This window comes from Vibrio sp. SCSIO 43140 (assembly GCF_023716585.1).
GTDB lineage: Bacteria > Pseudomonadota > Gammaproteobacteria > Enterobacterales > Vibrionaceae > Vibrio > Vibrio maritimus_B.
Genome location: NZ_CP071850.1, coordinates 2929860 through 2951016, shown reverse-complemented (window position 1 = coordinate 2951016; position 21157 = coordinate 2929860). Strand labels below are relative to the sequence as shown.

Sequence of the window (21157 nt, the reverse complement as noted above, 5' to 3'; positions counted from 1 at the left end):
AGCCTTGTACAGTAATTAGGTACCCTCAAATAAAAGGAACCTATGATGCAAGCCAAACATGCCCTTGAATCTTTGAATCCTCAATCTTGGTCAGAAACCTCCGCAATTGAACGCCTATCAATTATAGAAGAAGTCCAAAACAACCTCCTAAAGTATACCGATGAGCTTGGTAAAGCTGACGCCGATATGAAGTGCCAGCTTACTGCAGAAGGCGCTGTTTCTTTTAGTGAAGGCGTTGGAACCACCGTCAATGCTATGGGTAATACGTTATTGGGTATTCGTCATCTGTATGAATCTCTTGTTAATAACGAAATGCCCTCTGCGCTAAGCTCACGCCCGATTGATGACAATGTCTACGCTGTCGAGGTGTATCCTCAGCATAAAAAGGACAAGCTCCTTGCTGGGAAAATGAAGGGGTACTTGCACGTCAGAGGCATGCCTAAACAGACTAACCCGCTTGATAAACCTTCTGGTATCATCGCAGTTTCCGGTGCAGGGAACTATAGCTCATCCATCGAGATGGCAATGGCGCTGTTTCTTGAGAATAAAGCCGTCATTCACAAACCACATCAACTAAACGAAGCCACTGACAAAGTATGGGAATTGATATTTGAACCACTAATTACGCGCAAAGCGCTAGCATTCATCGATAGCTCTCAAGGTAAAGAGATGGCTTCGCTCGAAGGTCTTCACTCCATCTACTTTACTGGCTCGACCAACGTTGCAAAGGCGATTCAAAGTGAGGCCCGCGCACCTCTAGTCTCAGAGTGTGGGGGCAATAACCCATGCATTATCGTCCCCGGAGAGAAAGCTTGGACGGATAAAGAACTTAACAAGTGGGCAGTTCAGATTGCGTCAGTTAGCAAGCTAAATGGCGGTGCTGTTTGTGGTCGACCACAAACCATCATTACGTCAAAAAACTGGAATCAACGCGACCAATTTCTTGATGCTTTACGAAAAGCAATCGAGGCAGAGACGTTCGCCACCACTACCTACTACCCTGGTTCCGACCGCACTAAAGCAATGTTTATCGAACAGCAACCGACCGCTGAAGTTCTCAAACCAGAAAGTGGCGTAAATCCATTCGGCGACTTTGTATTCATCCCCAACATTAAAGCCGATGACTTTGCCATCAGCAATGAGGCATTCTGCCAAGTGCTTAGTGAAATCCCCCTTGATACGGAAGCCAATGCCGAAGACTTTTTATCGAGCGCAGTTGAGTTCTGTAATGACAAACTACTAGGTTCACTTGGCTGCATGATCTTGGTAGATAATCACACACTAGATACCCACCGAAATACCATTGATGATGCGGTCCATCAACTCAACTATGGCGGGATAGCGGTGAACAATGTCGCCCCAAACATTTGGCTAAACGCGTACCTCACCTGGGGAGGCTGCGGTGAAACAACGGAAGAGCTCGTCTCTGGCGTAGGTAACTTCGGTAACGCGCTTAACTTTGATAACGTGATTAAGTCGGTGATCATCGACGACTTCAACGCTGACACCTTTGCGCTAACCAACAAGAAACAGTTTGAGCACCTACTGATTAACGCCTCTAAGTTCTCAGTTCACCAAACATGGGGACAGTTTATGAAGCTTGCAGGGCAGATGATTCTTGATAGCAGTTGTAAAACGCAGAAATAAAAGGGAGATAGCCATGGTTAATGACAAGAAAACTGTATTCGCAAATCTTTCAGGCCAACTGTTCGCAACATCAAGTCGTGTCTTTGCTGCCATTGATGGCTTGGGGCTGAGCGTTGAAGATCTCTGTAATGGAAACATGTCCACTGGACAACAATTCATAACGGAGTCAACCGGCACATTCAAAGGAGAAGTGACTGGTGAGATCGTTTGTACAGAGTTTTATCAAAAACAAGAAAACGGATACTCAGCTAATATTCACGGTATTTTGAATGTCGACGGGCATGCGCCTGTCTCGATAAAAATGCTCGGATTGATTGATGCCGATGGGACATCGCATTATCAAATAGCCCTTCGCCAACATGACTCGCTCGCCCTGTCACTGAATCATTTACACCTTTTCGCTCAAGGTAAAACCGACTTTGCGAAAGGTAGCTCTCAGCTAGAAATCATTCGCTGCGATTCGAATCCGTTTGGCAATGGTCGCTCTCTCTATCTAGGCGGCAATGCGTTCTTCGATCCAGATGCGCCTTTGGTAAATTACAAAGATTTCCCGTTTACACTCGAGTCTTTAAAAGATGCCACGGACACTACGCTTATTTACGCTGGTCAAGGTAACCTCAATGGCATCGAAGCATTCGGTGCAAACATACAGGCTGTTTTCGGTGGTCAACACGAAATACCTGAAGAAGGGCTTCGCCTCAACGGGTACTTTAGCGGTCCAGTTGCTGGCTCAATCAATGGCGTCATCACGGGCAGAAACTTTTTACGAGTTATGCCGGATGGGTCGATGTCGATGAACTCAAAGATTATAGTGAGAACGACACTTGGGGAAACGGTGCTATTAGAGGCACTAGGAGCGAGTTTCATAGAGACCGGTACAGCATGGTTTGAAACCTCACGTACCGTTTCAAACTCAGAGAAATACGCTCATCTGACCAAACTGTACAACGTCGGAGTAGGTTCGACTGATATAACGACGCAGCAGATTATCTACAACCATTATGGCTTTAATAACAATCCTTTCAAATAGGCGTTTCGATAATGAGACTTCGGGGGAGCATCAACATCGCTCCCTACTTTTCGTTCGCTGCGTACGGAGTAAGTGACTGTGAACAATACTTTACCTAAGCAGCTAGGATGGCAATTATTACTGGCTGATCTAGGAATCGAACCGGTTCACTTTCTCTCTAGTGCTCAGCTCCCGAACGATTGGTTTTCCAATGTCAAAGCCACCACCACAATTGATGAGTATTTCCAGTTTTGGACGGCTTTACTCCAACAAATTCGTTCTGAATCTTTGTCTGTTTTCCGAGAATTCAAACTAGAGCGTGTGGGCTTTCCACTGACTGCTGCCGTCTATCAACCGAATGGCATCCATGCCCTCTCTTTGTTGCTGTCTATTTTCCCTTCAGCGACACCATTCTCCCTCTCTATTTCCGAGGGCAAAATACTTACGAGCGTGACAATTACAGAGTCAATTGTGCTTAAAAACAAACCTCTCCCCCTTAAGGCTCTGCTTACACATTACTATATTAGGTCAATCGTACAACTTGTCTGCTGTGCAACTAGTCAACATACAGAATTAGAGCTTGTAACTAGCCCCTACCTATATATGCCAACAAGCCACTCACCGACAATGCTTGCAAATATGCCCTGTCAAAAAGGGGACCGCGCGCGTATCGTTTTTCGCACCGCCCAGCTATATCAACCTTTTATGACGCACAATCAACAGATGGTCGAGGTATACCGCAATCTTCTCAAAGACCAAAAAATTGGGAAATTAGGCGTGATTCGCTAGAGAGTTGGCGCGATATGATGTCTGACCAACAGGCTGATCGCACTATGATGTAAAGCAAGTACTCCAACAAAGCACAACCAAAAGGAAAGCCACTATGTCAAAAACTATTCTTATCACAGGCGCTTCAACAGGTATCGGTAAATCAACCGCTAAACGTTTCCAAGCTGAAGGCTGGAACGTGGTCGCAACAATGCGAACGCCAGAAAAAGATACAGAGTTGAGAGCACTTGAGAATGTATTGGTGACTCGCCTAGACGTGACCGACCCAGAATCTATTCAGTCCGCGGTTAGCTTAGCTTTGGCGAAATTTGGTTCAATAGATGTGCTCTTAAACAATGCTGGTTACGGTGCCTATGGTCCACTAGAGGCATTCTCAATGGAGAAGATCCGCCGTCAATTCGATACCAACGTGATTGGTTTGCTCGAAGTAACGAAAGCCATACTGCCTCACTTTAGACAGCAGCATAGCGGTACCGTAGTGAATATTTCTTCAATTGGTGGCCAGATGACTTTCCCGCTTGGCGCGCTATATCACGGCACCAAATTCGCTGTTGAGGGTATTTCAGAAGCAATGCACTACGAGCTCGAGGCAATTGGTGTCAAAACCAAGATCGTCGAACCTGGTATGATCAACACCGACTTTGGTGGACGATCATTTGATTTCACCAACGACGAGAGTATGGGAGAGTACCAAGCCGTGGTCCAGAGTTTATTTGGGGCTTGGTCAGCTTCTGAGTTCCCAGGTTCGGAGCCAGAAGTGGTTGCTGACGTAATTTATACCGCAGCGACAGATGGCACAAATACTCTGCGCTACCGAGCGGGCACCGATGCTGAAGAGCTATTAACGAACAGAAAAAGCCTTGACGATGAGACATTTATTGGAGGAATCAAGGCTCAATTAGGCTTAAGCTAGTTTTAGCCAAAGTGGGTAACGCTGGTAAGGGTTACCCACTGAAAGTTCGTCAAAATCACAACCTCGACCTGATGGAGAGAGTTGATAATATTCTGCGTGACTATTTCGACTCTGAGACAGCGGTTGAAAAAGGGTTGCCTTCCGTGAAGTACCTCAGTGAATCGATGTGTATGTCAAGTAACTACTTGAGCGATATGATTAAGAATGCAACAGGTAGGAATGCTCAGCAATACATCCAAGATCACGTCATTGAACGCATCAAGAATGCCCTGCTAAGCACCAACGAACAAGTCAGTCAAATTGCTTATGGACTTGGTTTTGAATACCCACAGCACCTGTCGAAGCTATTTAAAGCCAAGACGGGAATGACGCCGGTAGAGTATCGCAAGTCTATCAATTAAAACGCTGCTCGTTCTTATAACAAGTGGCTACTCAGGGTCAGGCGCTGCTCATGTGTCATAAACGACCACGCCACAAAGCGGCTTTTCTTCTGGCCTTGAGCCATCTCTTGAATGAGGACATGCGTTGCACCCAGCTTCTCTAGGCGTTTTTGCAGTGGGCGAATGTTGTCCTTCTTAGAAAGCAGTGTCGAGAACCAAATGACTTGGTGCGCAAACTGTTTACTCTCATTCGCCATGTTCAAAACGAATGCTTCTTCACCGCCTGGACACCATAGTTCCGCATTTTGACCACCAAAGTTGAGCCCGTCGCTCTTTTTCTCTAGTTGTTTTTTTCCCTGTAACGGAGCGCCGCGCTGCTGTCTGTTCTTAGTCAGATTCGCGTTCTTGCGCTCCGTTCCCTTCTGCGCATCTTCTGCGGACTTATGGAATGGAGGATTACAGGTTGTCGCGACAAACACATCCCCATGTTGAATCACACCTTCAAAAATGTGTTCACTCTGGGTCTGGTGTCTTAATTCAATCTTTCGCGTGAGCTTAGTATTCTGCTTAACGTTGTTAGCCGCACTCGCTAAGGATCCTTCGTCGACGTCACTCCCGACCCAGTTCCAGTGATATTGCGTCGCACCAACAATTGGGTAAATGCAGTTCGCACCAACGCCGATATCTAGCGCTGTCACCTTAAGGCGAGCTTTTGCCGGGCGGTCTTGCATCAAGTCATGCTGCAACCATTCGTTGAGCCTGTGAATGTAATCCGCACGCCCTGGGATTGGCGGACATAAATACCCACCTGGAATATCCCAATGACTCAAACCGTAATAGGCTTTTAGCAAAGCACGATTGAGCACTTTTACCGACTCAGGATTTGAAAACGCAATACTCATGTCGCCATGTGGATTTTTCACCACATGCTCAGCCAAACTTGGTTCAGCTTCGATTAGACGTTTAAAGTCGTAGCGCCCCTGATGCTTGTTGTTCGCATGAAGCCCGCTCGCTTTTCGCTTATCGACAACCATTGTTGACAGTTTGTCTTGCTTATGAGGTCGTTGGTTAGATTTATTTTGACGAGTCATTGAGTAGTTCTTTGTAGATCAAAAAAAGGCGCGCATCGAACTCAAGCTGATGGTAGTCAGGTTCCATATGACAACATAGTTGATAAAACGCTTTGTCGTGGTTCTTTTCTTTGATATGAGCCAGTTCGTGAACCACCAGCATACGAAGCAGCGACTCAGGCGCATCTTTAAACACACTCGCGATTCGTATCTCGTTCTTCGCTTTGAGTTTGCCACCATGAGCACGTGAGATATAGGTATGAAGACCAAGCGCATTGTTGATCACGTGGATCTTATTGTCCCAAATGACTTTAGAGAGAGGCGGCGTTTTTTTCATGTAACGCTGCTTAATATCCATGGTGTACTCGAAGAGGGCTTTTTCACTCTTGAGTTGATGACGGTCTGGGAAACGCTTTTCAAACCACTGAATGAAACGCCCCGACGACACCATAGAATCAATTTGGTCGACGAGATGTTGAGGGTAGCCAGAGATGTACTTGAGATGTGGGCTCATAACCAGTGCGGTGTTGCTATCAAAGAGCGCGTTATTCTAGCGAGGCAAGGAGATGAAATAAAGGCCCGATGCGTTCAGTCACGAACTTAAGTTTTTCAATGCGCTTCGAGTATATCCCCGCCTGCGCGGGGATGACGCACTTTTTGACTTTGACGATATACTTGTCTGGCTTACTGCTCCCAGAGATCCTTAGCATCGGTAAATAGCGACTTGAACCATAGCACCACCGTATCCCAAGCACGCTTAAAGATAGAGCCTTGTTCAACGCTTGATTTAGCGACGAGAGGTTCAGTGGCAATTTCATCGTTACCGACTTTCCAGGTTACGCTACCGATAATATCGCCTTGGTTGATTGGAGCGACCAAAGGCGCAAAGACTTCGACTTCCTTTGAAACGCCGCGGCTGTTACCTCGAAGGTACGTCGCGTAAACGTCTTGCTCAAACCCTAGCGGGATAGCGCTACTCGCCCCTTTCCATACTTTCGCCGTCACTTCGGTTGCGTCAGATTCCGCGAGCTGATCTGTCTCATAAAAGCGGAATCCGTAGTTGAGTAGCTGCCTTGATGCTTCTACACGAGTCTGTGCACTTGGCGTCCCCATTACAACGGAGATAAGACGCATCTGACCTTGCGTCGCCGAGCTAACCAAACTGTAACCCGCTTCTGAGGTATATCCGGTTTTACCACCGTCTACATTTAGCGAGTTATCCCAAAGAAGTCTGTTGCGGTTGTACTGCTTGATATCAGCCCAAACGAATCGTTTTTCTGAATACAGTTTGTAGACATCTGGCACATCCTCGATGATGTGGCGCATCAGAATCGCCATATCATTTGGCGTCGTGTGAATGCCCTGTCCATCTAGGCCATGTGAGTTGATAAACTGCGTACTTGTCATACCCAAGTTGGCAGCCCACTGGTTCATCAGCGCCACGAAGCCACTTTCGGTACCAGCAACATGCTCTGCCAAAGCGACAGCGGAGTCATTACCCGATTGGATAATCAATCCACGCATCAAATCCGCCACCGTGACGTTGTCACCTGGCTTAATAAACATTTTCGAAGAATCAGGGAATTTGACTGACCAAGCATTCTCACTCACGGCGACTTTGCTGTCCCATGTTGTTCTGCCAGTTTCGATCTCTTTACCCACGACGTAAGCTGTCATCAATTTTGTCAGACTCGCAGGGGCAAGTGCCGCATCTTGATTACCGCCGACAATAATAGACCCTGACTGGTAGTCCATAAGGACGTAGCCCTTAGCATTCAGTGCAGGTGGATTTGGTGTGACCAACGCAAAAGCTGTCGCCGACGAGCAAAGTGCAATCGACGCGAACAAAGCAGACATTGGTTTCTTCATCTCACGGACTCCTTATTCTGTGAGAGCCCCGCAAATTCTGGATAACGAGCGTTTGTGACGCCATTTGAACGCGGAGCTGAAATTTATTTAACCTCTACCCACAAACTAGAATAATATCGGTCACTTGGCTTAGTTTTTTTGTAAGATTTATTGCGTTTTACCAGCCATAGCGAGAAACCTATTCTCGCTCCTCCTTCAAAGCAAAAAGATCAACGCACGCGTAGCAAGGCTCCAACGTCATTTATCATAGAATTGCACGTCTACACCTTGTAACAAAGATGACATATTATGAGCAGCGATTAGTGTCAGAAATTGCCTTAAGCATCATCACATTCAATAAAGGCGCTCTGCCCACCCCCGGCTTTTTTCGACAAGTACATTGCCCTATCAGCACTAGATACTGCTTTCGCAACATCAAGAGCCTTACTTTCACAGAGTGTCGCCCCTAGGCTTAGCTTTACTTCTAGACTCAAAGAGTCATCGATATGAAAAGGATGTGACGTAACTTGAAGTATATGATCGGCAAGACTAAGTACATGTGCACGACTATTGAGGCCAGGAAGAACGACTAGGAACTCATCACCACCTAGCCTAGAGACAATATCCGATTGCCTTGTGAAGTCTTTGAGCTTGTTGGCGAGTGCCAGCAATACCTTATCACCCACTACATGCCCATAAGTGTCATTGATGTGCTTAAAGTTGTCGATATCGAGATACATAAACGCAACTTTTTCAGACCGAGTGCAGCACTCGCACAATAAGTCGTGCAGTTTGGACTCCAGTAGGCGTCGGTTGGGTAGGTCTGTCAGAGGATCAAGATTTTGAGCCTCCAATAGTCTCAACTCTTTTTCTTTTCGCTCGGAAATATCCCTCGCAATCGCAACAAAGTAGGTGTCGCCATTGTGTTCCACCATATTGACGCTTGCCTCAATGGGGAACTCACTCCCATCCTTTCTAATATGTGTCGATTCAATCAGTTTTTTCTCATGCATACGCATCGACTTAACATGATCTCGCCAAGTCATACTGTTGCGAAATAACGGGTTAATATCAGGAACAGAGAGCCGCAATAGCTCTTCTTTTGAGTAGCCAAGTCTTTTGTAGGCAAGTTCATTGCAATTCAGGATGTGGCCAAATTCGGCGTCAACCACATATATCGCATCATTAGACTTTCTTACAAGCTGATTTAGAAGAAGTTCAGCCGCTTGAAATTGACGCGAGCCCGATAGATCAACGATTTGGGAAATGAGTCGAGTTACATTGCCACTATTGTCTACCTCTGCAGCCATATTAAGCTCAGCTAAAATGGGGTGACCGTCTTTATGGCGGTAGCGCTTATGGATCTTTAATGGCTTTGTGGGGTTAGCAAGAAGCTGAGCACGAATGTCTAGATTAAGTGCAAGATCATCGGGGTGGGTAATAATGACCCCCTCAGTGAACAGTTCATCTTGCGTGTAACCTAGCATCTTGGTGAAAGCGGGATTCACATACTCGAGTTTACCCGACGGTCCACTGATTGCAGTGGGTACCGGGGTCACATCAAATAGACGCCGAATCGATATGCTCAGCTGTGTGGACTCATTCTCCATACTAAACTCACTTTCCGCTTAATCAACAACACTTCCCTGTTTGCCAACGGGCGGCTTCTTGTTCTAGTTTTTTAGATTGTAACTAACGCCGTCGACATGCGGCTTTCTCGTTCAAATTTGTAAAGAAGCTCTCTAATAGTGAATCAAGCTTGGTTACCTTGAGAGTATTATTTTTACGTTATTAATGTATTACTCAATTTTGAGACAGTATGAAACGATCGTTCGATATACCTATTTTGTACAGTGTTCACCCTGTCATACATCGCCTATCATGAACGCCCGCATACTCCAGAACCAATCTACATGAGCGCTAAACCCAGCCTTACGGTCGCAACACTAGAACTAATAGATTCAGTCAAAGCAGAGCTTCCCCTCTACAGTGAAGACACGTTTGTGTGTGGGCCCGATAATTCTTGCATCGGCTGCCCAAAAAAGCTGATGGAGCTTGTCGAAACAGAAGTCAGCTATTGGGAGTCGGCACTTGATCGTGGTATCGCTCCAAACTTTGAAGAACTGCGTCGTTTTGGCAAACTATGCAAAAGCGTAAAACGCGGGCTCGTCCGCAACGGCTTGGTCAGCTAGCCAACAATTTCAGAGCAAGAGTGCCCATTTTTTTGGAATCAGCCTCAACTAATGAAATTTATATCTATCACCATTGGTCTTGTTCCTCATGACAGCGTAAGAGCGCTTATCACCTACGTGAATTGAGGAGCATGTTATGAAAGCCCTAGTCAGAATCCACTCAATGGACAGCGCGACACCGACCACGGAAGCACGATTAGAGTTTTATCAGATAGGAATGCTCCTTGATGAACTTGGAAGCGATTGCCCGAATCAAACCACTCAGTTAGCAAGAGTGGAAATCTTTGAGCAGGGGCATCTAACTCGTTCATTCAATACCTGTATCGATGCCAGATTAAAAAGTATGATTGCTCGTTTTTAACTGATACTCGCTCCCTCTACTCCACCCAAACAGCGATACGTCTTACAAGACGTTTGTATTCGCTTTCCAAAATCCTAATTTATTCAACGGCATTGAAATTTTTTTCGTGTCGTCTCGGTCATGTTGGCTGATAAGAATCTAGTGATAACTCTACTGTTAGCACCAAGGCTATTGATTATCGCTCGGCAACCTTTACTATCATTTATTAACAACTAGGCAAGGTTAGCCACATACGACATAAAATGGATAACAGAATGAAAAATAAATTGTTTAAGACGTCGCTCATCTCTTCACTCGCGATGGTTGCAAGCGCACTTTCAGCATCAAGTGCTTTCGCGGAAGATGTGAACTGGGACGACGTTGTTAAGAAAGCAGAGGGACAGTCAGTTTACTTCCACGCTTGGGGTGGAAGCCAAGAGATCAACCGCTACTTGCAGTGGGCAGGCAAAGAGCTGAAAGCACAATACGGCGTGAACTTTAATCATGTTAAGGTCACCGATATTGCTGAGACGGGTTCGCGTCTACTGGCAGAGAAAGCCGCTGGCAAAAACAGCGGCGGTAGTGTCGATATGGTTTGGATCAACGGCGAAAACTTTAAGTCAATGAAAGACAATGCGCTGCTTTATGGACCGTTTGTTTCAGACCTTCCGAATTGGCAATATGTTGATAAGTCGCTTCCCGTAGATAGTGACTTCTCAGAACCTACTGAAGGCCTGGAAGCGCCTTGGGGTGTAGGTCAGTTAGTCTTTATTCATGATACGCAAAGCCTAAATAATCCACCCGTGTCTTACATGGAGATGCTGAACTATGCAAAAGCCTACCCAAATAAACTCAGCTATCCAAAGCCACCGGAGTTCCATGGCACCAGTTTTCTAAAGTCACTGCTTATCGAACTTACTGATAACGACCCTTCATTAGCTAAACCAGTGGACCAAGCAGACTTTTCAGGTGTCACTCAGCCTCTATGGAACTACCTTGATGAGTTCCACAAAGTTGCATGGCGCGGTGGTAAACAATTCCCTGCTGGTACAGCAGAAACTATCCAACTACTTGATGATGGACAGATTGATCTTGCGATTACGTTTAATCCAAATGCTGTGTATTCGGCACAAGCCAGTGGCAACCTTAGCGACACCACAACGGCTTATGCAATGGAAAGCGGTGCTCTGTCCAACATCCATTTCTTAGCTGTACCATGGAATGCTAACGCTAAAGAAGGCGCACTCGTTGCCATAAACTTCTTGTTAAGCCCAGAGGCGCAATCGCGCAAGGGCGACATCAACGTCTGGGGTGACCCTTCTGTGTTGAACAAGCAATATCTAAAAGGTAGCGCAGCTAAGACTCAACAATTCAAATCCGTTGCCGAACCTCATCCAAGCTGGCAAAGTGCGCTTGAGCAAGAATGGCTCAAACGTTACGGCAGCTAACCGAGACTTGAGTTAACGATTATGCTAAGACTGTTGTACGCCATATTGGTTGTTGTCTGCATTCTCCCTACCATACCCGGCCTTGCGGGTGTGGTAGTGGCATCACTCGGTTACATTCCTCCGCTCAACCTTAATGAGTTTAGCGTCACTGGATTTTCCGATGTTTTCGCGTGGCAAGGCGTCGAAAAATCCATCGCGCTCACTTTAACCACAGCTATTGTGAGCAGCTACTTTGCTTGCTTCCTCGCTTTTGCCATTATCGCAGCGAGTTGGAACAGTCGTTGGTGGAAAAAGATTGAACTGGCATTATCACCACTTCTGGCGCTGCCACACGTGGCGTTTGCCATCGGCTTTGCGTTTCTGTTCTCTCCAACAGGGTTTGGGGCACGGGCACTTGTTGAGCTCTTTGGAGTCAGTAGCCAATCCGGCCTTAGTGATGCGCCTTGGTTAGTCAAAGATCCCTACGGCATCGGACTGACCTTGATGCTTGCCATCAAAGAAGTACCCTTTCTTCTGCTGATGAGTATTCCAATATTACGCCAACTGAAAGTGTGTGAATCATTGAAGATCGCCTCGTCGCTTGGTTACTCGGAAGCGGCGGCATGGTGGAAAATCATCCTACCTCAATGGTTTGCGAAGATCCGCTTTCCGATGCTCGCTGTCATCGCGTATAGCCTATCTGTCGTTGATGTTGCCTTGATTATTGGCCCGACGAACCCGCCTACGTTTGCCGTTCTTGTATGGCAGTGGTTCAACGATCCAGACCTCAACCTACTTCCAAGAGCGAGTGCCGGTGCCGTTATTTTGTTTGTCATTGCAACACTACTCATTGGCTTGGCTAGGCTGATTGAGTTTGTCGTCGTCAAATACGCGAATAAATGGCAATATTCTGGACGCTACGCAATTCGCCTTCCGGGAAAATCACTATTTGTGGTTATTGCTGGCATCGTCACTACCATGGTGCCACTAACTATCATCTGGACGTTTGCTCAGCGCTGGCGATTCCCTGATCTATTACCATCACGCTATACAATGCGATTTTGGGAGTATGAATGGGAAGGAATGACTAGCGTAATCAGCCAGAGTATGACCATCGCTATAATATCTGCCTCGATTGCATTGATACTTGCCATCGTTGGGCATGAGTATCGAAACAAGTATCGTCTGCAGGTACCGGGCTATGTGATTGCGATTCCGATGCTACTTCCACAACTGAGTATTCTGTTTGGTTTGCAAGTTGCGACCTTGATACTTAACGACAACGCTTATCTATTCTGGGTGTGTTGGTCTCACGTATTCTTCGCGTTTCCATTTGTTTATTTATCGCTGGATGGGCCTTGGCGAGGGTTCAACGATCAGCTCACTAAAGCTTCCATGAGTCTGGGTAAAAGTCCACTTTACACTTGGTTTCACGTCAAACTGCCATTGCTGCTTCCTGCAATCGTCTTTGCATGGGCGATCGGTATCAGCGTGAGTCTGGCTCAGTATTTGCCAACACTGGTGTTGGGCGCAGGACGTATTGCTACCATCACAACCGAAGCAGTTGCTCTTTCGAGTGGGTTTGATAGACGTGTTACCGCGATATATGCGCTGTTCCAAGCTCTATTGCCTCTGTTCTTTTTCACCATTGCGGTGCTGGTTAATCGCCTTCACACCCGTTATCGCCGAATTAAATTTAAAGGATTGTTAGTTAATGACGCTCTTGCTAGAAAACCTCGCCATCCGTAAGCGTGATGGTGAGGTGCTGTTTTCTAATTGCAACTTCTCTATCGACTCAGGAGCTATTCTGACTCTGATGGGACCCAGTGGCTGCGGTAAGTCGACCTTGCTCGATGTTGTCGCCGGTCATCTGGCACCCGAGTTCACCTACTCTGGTCAAGTTCAACTCAACGGACAGCGAATCGACACTTTAGCTCCTCACAAGCGTCGTGTTGGCATACTATTCCAAGACGACTTATTGTTTCCTCATCTGAATGTTTGGGAGAATTTAGCGTTCGCTTTGCCCAATGAGGTCAAAGGGTCGAATCGCAAATCACAAGCGATGGAGGCGCTCAGTAAAGTCAGACTTTCGAAACTTGCTGAGCAATATCCAGAGCAACTCTCTGGAGGTCAACGAGCGCGAATTAGCTTAACCCGTATGCTGCTTGCAGAGCCTGAGGTTGCGTTGCTCGATGAACCATTTAGCAAACTTGATAAGGAGCTACGAGTACAGTTTCGCGACTGGGTAATCGAGCAATTAAAACAGGCTAACATCCCTACCCTAATGGTGACGCACGATGAAGATGATATCCCTCAAGGCAGCCAAGTACTCAAATGGCCATGGGAGAATGCACATGCTTGATCGATTGAGTATCAAAGTTATTCGTTGGCCACTAGCGCAGTCGGCGAGAGTATTAAACCAAGCGGGCATTACTGCAAATCAAACCACCTTATTCGGTTTTGCTCTTGGCTGTTTAGCCTTCCCTGCTCTCGCTTATGAGCAGTACTCATTTGCCCTTGTCCTCATTGTTCTTAATCGTATTTGCGATGGATTAGACGGAGCACTGGCTCGAATACAAGGAATCAGTGATGCCGGCGGCTTTCTCGACATCAGTCTCGATTTCTTGTTTTATTCTTTGATCCCGTTTGGCTTTGTTATCGCCAACCCAGAACAAAATGCCATTGCCGGAGCGTTTCTTATTTTCTCTTTCATTGGCACTGGCACCAGCTTCCTGGCATTTGCCGTGATGGCGGGAAAACGAGGGATTGAAAACCCTGTCTATCAACACAAATCGCTCTATTACATGAGCGGTTTGACTGAAGGCACAGAAACCATAGGGTGTTTTGTGCTACTTTGCTTGTTCCCGCAACACTTTGCGGCGATTGCGTTTGTATTTGGTACCGCTTGCTGGTTTACCACATTCACTCGCATTTACTCAGGCTTTCACACGTTAAAAGAGTAAGGAACAGCATGTCTTCTGACTATTTCGGTACCAGTGCCGCCTACGCGCGTAAAGAGAGCGACTACCGCGAAAAGGCACTTAAGTTATACCCTTGGGTTTGTGGTAGCTGCGCTCGTGAGTTTGTCTATTCAAACCTACGCGAACTCACGGTTCATCACAAAGACCATGACCACACAAATAACCCTGAAGATGGGAGTAACTGGGAGCTCTTGTGCTTGTACTGTCACGACCATGAGCATTCAAAATACACAGAGCATGAGCTCTACGGCAGCGAAGTGAAGCCCGGCGAAGATAATCACCAAGCAGCGACACACAACCCTTTTGCTGATCTCGCCAATATGATGAAAAAGAAGTAGCGATAAAAAAACGTCAGGCAAATGCCTGACGTTTTTCGTTAGAATCGCTGTGGATAAAATACTAAATCTAGTCCCACTCTGGTGCGAAATCAGGGTTCGCTAAGCGGTGACCACGATCTAGGTTAGCAATCGTTGCCATATCTTCATCGTTTAGCACAACATCAACATAACCTAAGTTACTCTCGATGTTTGCCTTTTTCGTCGACGATGGGATAGTGACAAAACCTGACTTAGCCATCCAAGCCAACACGACTTGTGCAGGTGTCGCGCCGTGTTTTTCGGCGATGTGCTTAATAGAGCCATCTTTCAATACGTCACCATAAGCGAATGGCATGTAGCCTGTCACAATCATCTCGTTCTGCTTGCAGAAATCGACAACTTGAGCGTTCTGCAAGTATGGGTGCACTTCCACCTGATTGGTGTAAAGCACGCCTTCACCAAGAATCTCAATCGCCTGCTTCATTTGCGCTACCGTAAAATTCGACACGCCGATATATCGTGCCAAGCCCGAATCTTGAGCATGCTTGAGCTCTTGAAGGTACTCCTCCATTGGCACTGCCTCATCTTTTAGCGGCCAGTGAATAAGAAGGAGATCAACGTGTTCGAGTTGTAGATCTTTCAAACTCTCATCAAGGCTTGGGATGAAAGAGTCTTTGCCAAGCTTATCCATCCAGATCTTTGTTGTCACAAAAAGCTCATCACGTGCGATACCCGAGTCAGCAATCGCTTGCCCTACTTCTTTCTCGTTTCCGTAGATTTGAGCGGTATCGATGTGACGGTAGCCAGCCTCAAGAGCCATTTTTACTGAGTTGTAAGCGTCATCACCCTTTAAGCGAAATGTACCCGCACCAAGCGTTGGAATAGAAAGGGACATAACTTCTCCTTAGTTTTGATTGTTGTCCCGTCAGTCTAGCAGTATGTGTACGTTCGATTTACTACCAAAATCACAAATGTTTATTGCGTTCGGTGCAAAGGTAACCAACTGAGTACTATTCGATTAACTTGTAGACTTTAGACCAACCATAAGGCGACGAGCGAACTTTACCGACCTCTGTACAATAGCGCACCGTGTAGCCATTCAGTCGAGATTGGATGTCACTCATGTACCAACCCACGTACAAGCCATGCTTTTGCATTTCAAGCGCCATCATTCGACAGGTATAACCCTGCTCTTTCCACTCTTGCGCTTGTTTTAGGAAAAATTCTTTAATTGGCGATTGTTTCACTAGCTCTATCCTCAAATCGTATCGTTTAGCTAAGTGTATCGCGCTAGTTGGGAAGGTGGTTTTGAGTTTCTAAACAGGCGTTGACGATTAGTTAATGATTGAGCCAGCGCCTGTTTGGTTGATAAAGAGAGGTAACTTATTTCGGTGTAGGTATGATTGCTTGCGTTTCGTCGAGTAACTCTCTTTGATAGCTCAGTGAATCCGACTGGTCATTGAGGTATTTAAGTAAAACTCGAGTTATGCCTTCACGGTAGTTTACCAGACCACTATCGGCACCATTGAGCTCGGTATTGGTATAGCGATAGTAAATGCCCTCTCCCGCTTGCTCACGAGATAGTCTTTCTAACGAAGAGTGGTTTTCAATCTTATCCCCATAAAACGCATAAGTAGGTCGACCATCCAGTGGCGTTAGTTCAATTGCCGTTGATAAATCTAGAAGAGGAGAGCGAGTTAATTTGCTCATCAACTCCGGTTCCGCAGAGAGTATGTTGAGGTATGTGCTCATAAAATATCCTTATAGGTTGACCGAGAAACGGACGAACCAATGTAAACATCATTGTCATGGCACATTATGACAGACGGCTTATATCCGCCTAAATTAGAAGTTATATCGGATTCGAATAGTTCAAGCTCCACCACCCTTGACGGTTGTATAATGCACAAAAAAAAAAGCCTCGCTTGATAGCGAGGCTCGAATTAGCTTTGTATCTTAAACCGCTTACACGTCGTAAGTTGTAGACGCAGTGTCGCCGCCCGTACCAGTCCAGTTAGTGTGGAAGAATTCACCACGTGGACGGTCAGTACGCTCGTATGTGTGAGCACCGAAGTAGTCACGCTGAGCTTGAAGCAGGTTCGCTGGCAGACGTGCTGTTGTGTAGCCGTCTAGGAAAGATAGCGCAGAAATCGTACATGGCATTGGGATGCCTGCTTCTAGAGATTTCGCTGCTACTTTACGCCATGCCGCTAGGCTGCTTTGTAGGATGTTTTTGAAGTACTCATCAGAACCTAGGAATGCGATATCTGGGTTCGCTTCGTATGCATCACGGATGTTACCTAGGAATGCAGAACGGATGATACAGCCACCACGCCACATTAGTGCTACGTTACCGTAGTTTAGGTCCCAACCGTTCTCGTTTGACGCTTCACGCATTAGCATGAAACCTTGAGCGTAAGAAATGATTTTAGAAGCGAGTAGCGCTTGACGAAGTGCATCAACCCACTCTTGCTTGTCACCTTCTACTGGCGTGATTGTCTTACCGAATAAAGACTCAGCTTCAACGCGTTGGTCTTTTAGAGCAGACAGACAACGAGAGAATACAGACTCAGAGATAAGCGTTAGTGGAATACCTAGGTCTAGTGCGTTGATACCTGTCCATTTACCTGTGCCTTTTTGGCCCGCAGTATCAAGGATCTTCTCTACTAGTGGCTCGCCGTCTTCATCTTTGTAGCCAAGGATGTCAGCAGTGATTTCTACTAGGTAGCTGTCTAGTTCAGTCTTGTTCCAATCAGCAAACACTGCCTGCATTTCGTCAGCAGACATGCCAAGACCGTCTTTCATGAATTGATACGCTTCGGTGATCAACTGCATGTCGCCGTATTCGATGCCGTTGTGTACCATCTTAACGAAGTGACCTGCACCATCGTTACCAACCCAGTCACAGCAAGGCTCACCAGCGTCAGTTTTTGCAGAGATACCTTGGAAGATAGGCTTAACCGCTTCCCAAGCCTCTGAAGCGCCACCAGGCATGATTGAAGGACCGAAACGCGCGCCTTCTTCACCACCAGAAACACCGGTACCGATGAAGTGGATGCCTTTCTCACGAAGAGCAGCAACACGGCGGTTTGTATCTGGGTAGTTTGTGTTACCACCATCAATGATGATGTCACCTTTGTCTAGTAGTGGTACTAGAGCTTCGATGAACTTATCGACAACGTCACCAGCACGTACCATAAGCATCACTTTACGTGGCGATTCTAGCTTCTCAACTAGCTCTTCTAGTGAGTATGCGCCAACAATGTTAGTGCCTTTCGCTGGACCTTCTAGAAACTCGTCAACTTTTGCAGCAGTACGGTTGTGAGCCACAACTTTAAAGCCGTGGTCATTCATGTTTAGGATAAGGTTCTGACCCATTACCGCCAGACCAATTACACCAATATCACCTTTCATCATTCTCTCCATCAATTCGGCAACTTAACTTGCTGCTTTGAAATTTTTGGTCGCGCCAAGTTGTGCAGCTCTCCTAGCGCGACATAATCTTGTGATTACAGTTCGCAGTAATCTGTGTCTGTCAGGTTCTTGCAAGGGAAGCGCCAAGCGCGACCATCGTTATGAAGCAGTTGATCAGACTCTTTAGGACCCCAAGTACCACATGCATAGCCAAATAGCGCTTGTGGATCTTGTTTGAAGTCTAGAATCGGTTGTACAAACTCCCAACACGCTTCTACTGCATCACTACGCGCAAATAGTGTCGCGTCACCATTAAGTGCATCTAGTAGAAGACGCTCGTACGCGGTAAGCATTTGCGTTTCTTGAAGTGACGCGTAGTGGAAGTTCATCTTCACTTCTTTGGCGTTAAAGCCCGCTCCTGGCTCTTTCAAGCCAAAGCTCATCTGAATGCCTTCATCAGGTTGAATGCGGATGATAAGCTTGTTTTCAGGTGCGTCTTTACCAAATACTGGATGCGGCGTTTGTTTAAAGTGAATCACCACCTCGGTGACACGAGTCGGCAAACGTTTACCTGTGCGGACATAAAAAGGAACACCATTCCAGCGCCAGTTATCGATAAACATCTTCAAACCAACATAAGTCTCTGTACGAGAATCGTCCGCTACACCGTGCTCATCACGGTAGCCCGGTAGGAACTGTCCACGCACATTAGATTCTGTGTACTGACCCAGCACTAGGTTGTTACGCAAATCATCTTCAGAAAGCGGGCGCAGACATTGCAGTACTTTAACTACTTCGTTACGAATTGCGTCCGCGTTAATTTGTGCCGGAGATTCCATGCCTACCATTGCGAGTACTTGCAGCAAGTGGTTTTGGAACATGTCACGCATTGCACCCGAACCATCGTAGTAGCCGCCACGCTCTTCAACACCTAAGAACTCAGCACCCGTAATTTCAACATAATCAACGTACTGATGGTTCCAGAGTGGCTCAAACATCGCGTTCGAGAAACGCAGAACCAGTAGGTTCTGAACCGTCTCTTTACCTAGGTAGTGGTCAATACGATAAATTTGATGCTCTTGGAAGTGCTCGTGGATCTCTTTGTCGAGCTGTCGCGCTGACGCAAGGTCATAACCAAATGGCTTCTCGATGATTAGACGCTTCCAGCCTTGGCTTTCATCATTAAGACCGTGAGCCGCTAGGCTTGCTGGAATAATGCTGTAAAGGCTTGGCGGTGTCGCCAAATAGAATAGCGTGTTGCGTTGTTCAAAGCCGTATTGGTTTGCAACGTCATCAAGGCGGGTTGCGAGTTTCGCGTAATCTTGAGTATCAGAGGTATCAATCGCTTGATAATGAAGATGGTTACAGAATGCTTCTAGCGTTTCTGGCTCTGTCTTCTCCATCTCTTGAAGAGAAGCTTTGAGTTTCTCTCTGTATGATTCGTCACTGTATTGAGTGCGGCTCACACCAAGAATAGCAAATGATTTTGGCAGCTGGTCGCTGGCATACAAATGGTAAAGAGCAGGGATCAACTTACGGTACGTAAGGTCGCCTGAAGCACCAAAGATCACGATGCTACTATTTTCAGGTATTACCATCTTTTTTCCTTAGACAATGGGGGCAATTGTTTAGCGGACGCCAATGTTAACAGCGTGCTAGATAAAAAGAAAATAAGTTTTGCCTATCCAAAGGATAGGCAAATTCACTCAAATGATAAGGTCTGACCACGACTATTATAGTCAGTTTAGAGATGTTAGAAGCTAGTTAGTGCTATTTCGCTCAATAAAGCGTACCGGGACCATCAAGCGAACCAAACTTGAGTCCTTCTCTTTGATTTGATTTGAAATGATTTTTACCGATTCTCTGGCAAGACGAGTGAAGTCTTGGCGGAAGGTCGACAGCTCGTAGCTTAGCCAAGTCGCCTGTGGAATATCATCAAAGCCAATCACCTGAACATCTTCCGGGATCTTCAAATCAAACTCAAAACGAGCGATGTCCATAAAAGCCATGGCAAGATTGTCTGTCGCGCAGAACACACCTTGTGGTTTTGCCCCACTTTTGAGCAATGCACGGATCTCTTCTAGCGCGCCACCATAATCGTAGTTGGCTTCAACGACTTTAGGGGTCTTGCCAGTTAGCGATTGAAACTCATCGCAAAAACCATTGACGCGCTCTTGGTTGGTCAAGGTCGGAACTTCACCCGTTAGATAAACGACGTCGGACAACTTGCTATCCGCAAAGCGCTGTGCAGCGATTTGCCCTGCAGAATAGTTATCACTGATCACATAACTACTCTTAGTTCCTTCGACGACACGGGCGTATTGCACGATAGGAATATTGAACTCTTCGCACTCATCGTAGAGCGCGGTATTGAACGTCGCGGAAGCGGCAATAACACCGTCAACGCGATACTGGAAAATGTTGGGAATCGAGTGCTGGTTCTCTCCATCAACTTGCCATGGAATGAGCACCGCTGAGTAACCAATTTTTTGCAACTCGCTACTAATGAGCTGCAGCGTTTTCATATGGATGGGATAATCCGCATCTGGGAAGACTAAGCCGATAAGTTTAGACTGATTGGTCGTCAGACTTCGCGCGAACGCATTGGGGCGGTAGTTGAGTGCTTTTGCTGCCTCAAACACCTTTTGTTTGGTCTTTTCTGCGACAGAGCTCCCTTCAACAAACACACGGGATACCGTCGATTGTGACACCCCTGCGAGTTTAGCGACATCTTTTGACGTGACCGTCTGTTTTGGAATATTCATTTATTTTGTTTAATTCACCGAGCCAATGGCGCTAAATGTAGCATAATTTGGTACGTATGCATTAA

The 21157-nt window shown here is 46.4% G+C and carries 22 protein-coding genes; 12 read left to right on the top strand and 10 right to left on the bottom strand.

Annotation, left to right across the window (positions count from 1 at the left end):
• The first annotated feature begins 45 nt into the window (after positions 1-45).
• The 5 genes from J4N45_RS14130 to J4N45_RS14110 all read left to right on the top strand — a co-directional run bounded on the left by J4N45_RS14130 (position 46) and on the right by J4N45_RS14110 (position 4759).
• Positions 46-1647, top strand: a complete 1602-nt coding sequence (locus J4N45_RS14130; RefSeq protein WP_252012036.1) for an aldehyde dehydrogenase family protein — start codon at positions 46-48, stop codon at positions 1645-1647.
• Positions 1648-1660: 13 nt separating this feature from the next.
• Positions 1661-2677, top strand: coding sequence for a hypothetical protein (locus J4N45_RS14125; RefSeq protein ID WP_252012034.1), 1017 nt, complete (start codon positions 1661-1663; stop codon positions 2675-2677).
• 78 nt (positions 2678-2755) lie between these two features.
• Positions 2756-3445 carry a hypothetical protein gene (locus tag J4N45_RS14120; protein ID WP_252012032.1) on the top strand — a complete coding sequence of 230 codons (690 nt, stop codon included), beginning with the start codon at positions 2756-2758 and terminating at the stop codon, positions 3443-3445.
• 94 nt (positions 3446-3539) lie between these two features.
• Positions 3540-4358: an SDR family oxidoreductase gene (locus J4N45_RS14115; RefSeq protein WP_252012030.1), complete on the top strand. Its 819-nt coding sequence runs from the start codon at positions 3540-3542 to the stop codon at positions 4356-4358.
• A gap of 11 nt (positions 4359-4369) precedes the next feature.
• On the top strand, positions 4370-4759 hold the full coding sequence (locus J4N45_RS14110; RefSeq protein WP_252012028.1) for a helix-turn-helix domain-containing protein: 390 nt from the start codon (positions 4370-4372) through the stop codon (positions 4757-4759).
• Positions 4760-4773: 14 nt separating this feature from the next.
• Here J4N45_RS14110 and rlmF read toward each other — a convergent pair whose 3' ends face one another.
• The 4 genes from rlmF to J4N45_RS14090 all read right to left on the bottom strand — a co-directional run bounded on the left by rlmF (position 4774) and on the right by J4N45_RS14090 (position 9266).
• Positions 4774-5829, bottom strand: coding sequence for a 23S rRNA (adenine(1618)-N(6))-methyltransferase RlmF (rlmF, locus tag J4N45_RS14105; protein ID WP_252012026.1), 1056 nt, complete (start codon positions 5827-5829; stop codon positions 4774-4776).
• A complete protein-coding gene (locus tag J4N45_RS14100) occupies positions 5813-6322 on the bottom strand; it encodes a M48 metallopeptidase family protein (RefSeq protein ID WP_252012024.1) in 510 nt (169 codons plus the stop codon). Before J4N45_RS14100 ends, rlmF begins: the two co-directional genes overlap by 17 nt.
• Positions 6323-6492: 170 nt before the next feature.
• Complete coding sequence (locus tag J4N45_RS14095; protein ID WP_128649216.1) at positions 6493-7677, bottom strand: D-alanyl-D-alanine carboxypeptidase family protein; 1185 nt, start codon at positions 7675-7677, stop codon at positions 6493-6495.
• A 317-nt stretch (positions 7678-7994) separates the two neighbouring features.
• Positions 7995-9266 carry a diguanylate cyclase domain-containing protein gene (locus tag J4N45_RS14090; protein WP_252012022.1) on the bottom strand — a complete coding sequence of 424 codons (1272 nt, stop codon included), beginning with the start codon at positions 9264-9266 and terminating at the stop codon, positions 7995-7997.
• 303 nt (positions 9267-9569) lie between these two features.
• Here J4N45_RS14090 and J4N45_RS14085 point away from each other — a divergent pair, with 303 nt between their 5' ends.
• The 7 genes from J4N45_RS14085 to J4N45_RS14055 all read left to right on the top strand — a co-directional run bounded on the left by J4N45_RS14085 (position 9570) and on the right by J4N45_RS14055 (position 14934).
• Positions 9570-9848, top strand: coding sequence for a hypothetical protein (locus J4N45_RS14085; RefSeq protein ID WP_252012017.1), 279 nt, complete (start codon positions 9570-9572; stop codon positions 9846-9848).
• 136 nt (positions 9849-9984) lie between these two features.
• Positions 9985-10209, top strand: a complete 225-nt coding sequence (locus tag J4N45_RS14080) for a hypothetical protein (RefSeq protein WP_252012014.1) — start codon at positions 9985-9987, stop codon at positions 10207-10209.
• Between the two features lie 299 nt (positions 10210-10508).
• The gene (locus J4N45_RS14075; RefSeq protein ID WP_503056903.1) at positions 10509-11636 is read left to right on the top strand and encodes an ABC transporter substrate-binding protein; all 1128 of its coding nucleotides are present in this window, start codon (positions 10509-10511) and stop codon (positions 11634-11636) included.
• A 21-nt stretch (positions 11637-11657) separates the two neighbouring features.
• Positions 11658-13364: an ABC transporter permease gene (locus tag J4N45_RS14070; protein ID WP_252012010.1), complete on the top strand. Its 1707-nt coding sequence runs from the start codon at positions 11658-11660 to the stop codon at positions 13362-13364.
• Positions 13330-13977 (top strand): ATP-binding cassette domain-containing protein, encoded by a 648-nt coding sequence (locus J4N45_RS14065; protein WP_252012008.1) that lies wholly within the window; start codon positions 13330-13332, stop codon positions 13975-13977. Before J4N45_RS14070 ends, J4N45_RS14065 begins: the two co-directional genes overlap by 35 nt.
• Positions 13970-14578, top strand: a complete 609-nt coding sequence (locus J4N45_RS14060; RefSeq protein WP_252012005.1) for a CDP-alcohol phosphatidyltransferase family protein — start codon at positions 13970-13972, stop codon at positions 14576-14578. The genes J4N45_RS14065 and J4N45_RS14060 overlap by 8 nt, the downstream gene beginning before the upstream one ends.
• Before the next feature lie 8 nt (positions 14579-14586).
• On the top strand, positions 14587-14934 hold the full coding sequence (locus tag J4N45_RS14055) for a YajD family HNH nuclease (RefSeq protein ID WP_042499543.1): 348 nt from the start codon (positions 14587-14589) through the stop codon (positions 14932-14934).
• 67 nt (positions 14935-15001) lie between these two features.
• Here J4N45_RS14055 and dkgB read toward each other — a convergent pair whose 3' ends face one another.
• The 6 genes from dkgB to J4N45_RS14025 form a co-directional block, all read right to left on the bottom strand.
• Positions 15002-15808: a 2,5-didehydrogluconate reductase DkgB gene (gene dkgB, locus J4N45_RS14050; RefSeq protein ID WP_252012003.1), complete on the bottom strand. Its 807-nt coding sequence runs from the start codon at positions 15806-15808 to the stop codon at positions 15002-15004.
• 115 nt (positions 15809-15923) lie between these two features.
• The gene (locus J4N45_RS14045) at positions 15924-16160 is read right to left on the bottom strand and encodes a hypothetical protein (RefSeq protein WP_252012001.1); all 237 of its coding nucleotides are present in this window, start codon (positions 16158-16160) and stop codon (positions 15924-15926) included.
• Positions 16161-16296: 136 nt separating this feature from the next.
• Positions 16297-16665 (bottom strand): hypothetical protein, encoded by a 369-nt coding sequence (locus J4N45_RS14040; protein WP_252011999.1) that lies wholly within the window; start codon positions 16663-16665, stop codon positions 16297-16299.
• 213 nt (positions 16666-16878) lie between these two features.
• Entirely contained in the window at positions 16879-18327 is a 1449-nt protein-coding gene (gene gnd / locus J4N45_RS14035) for a decarboxylating NADP(+)-dependent phosphogluconate dehydrogenase (protein ID WP_128648871.1), read from the bottom strand.
• Between the two features lie 95 nt (positions 18328-18422).
• Entirely contained in the window at positions 18423-19925 is a 1503-nt protein-coding gene (gene zwf, locus J4N45_RS14030) for a glucose-6-phosphate dehydrogenase (RefSeq protein WP_234495739.1), read from the bottom strand.
• A 162-nt stretch (positions 19926-20087) separates the two neighbouring features.
• Positions 20088-21092 carry a LacI family DNA-binding transcriptional regulator gene (locus J4N45_RS14025; protein WP_128648872.1) on the bottom strand — a complete coding sequence of 335 codons (1005 nt, stop codon included), beginning with the start codon at positions 21090-21092 and terminating at the stop codon, positions 20088-20090.
• Positions 21093-21157 lie beyond the last annotated feature (65 nt).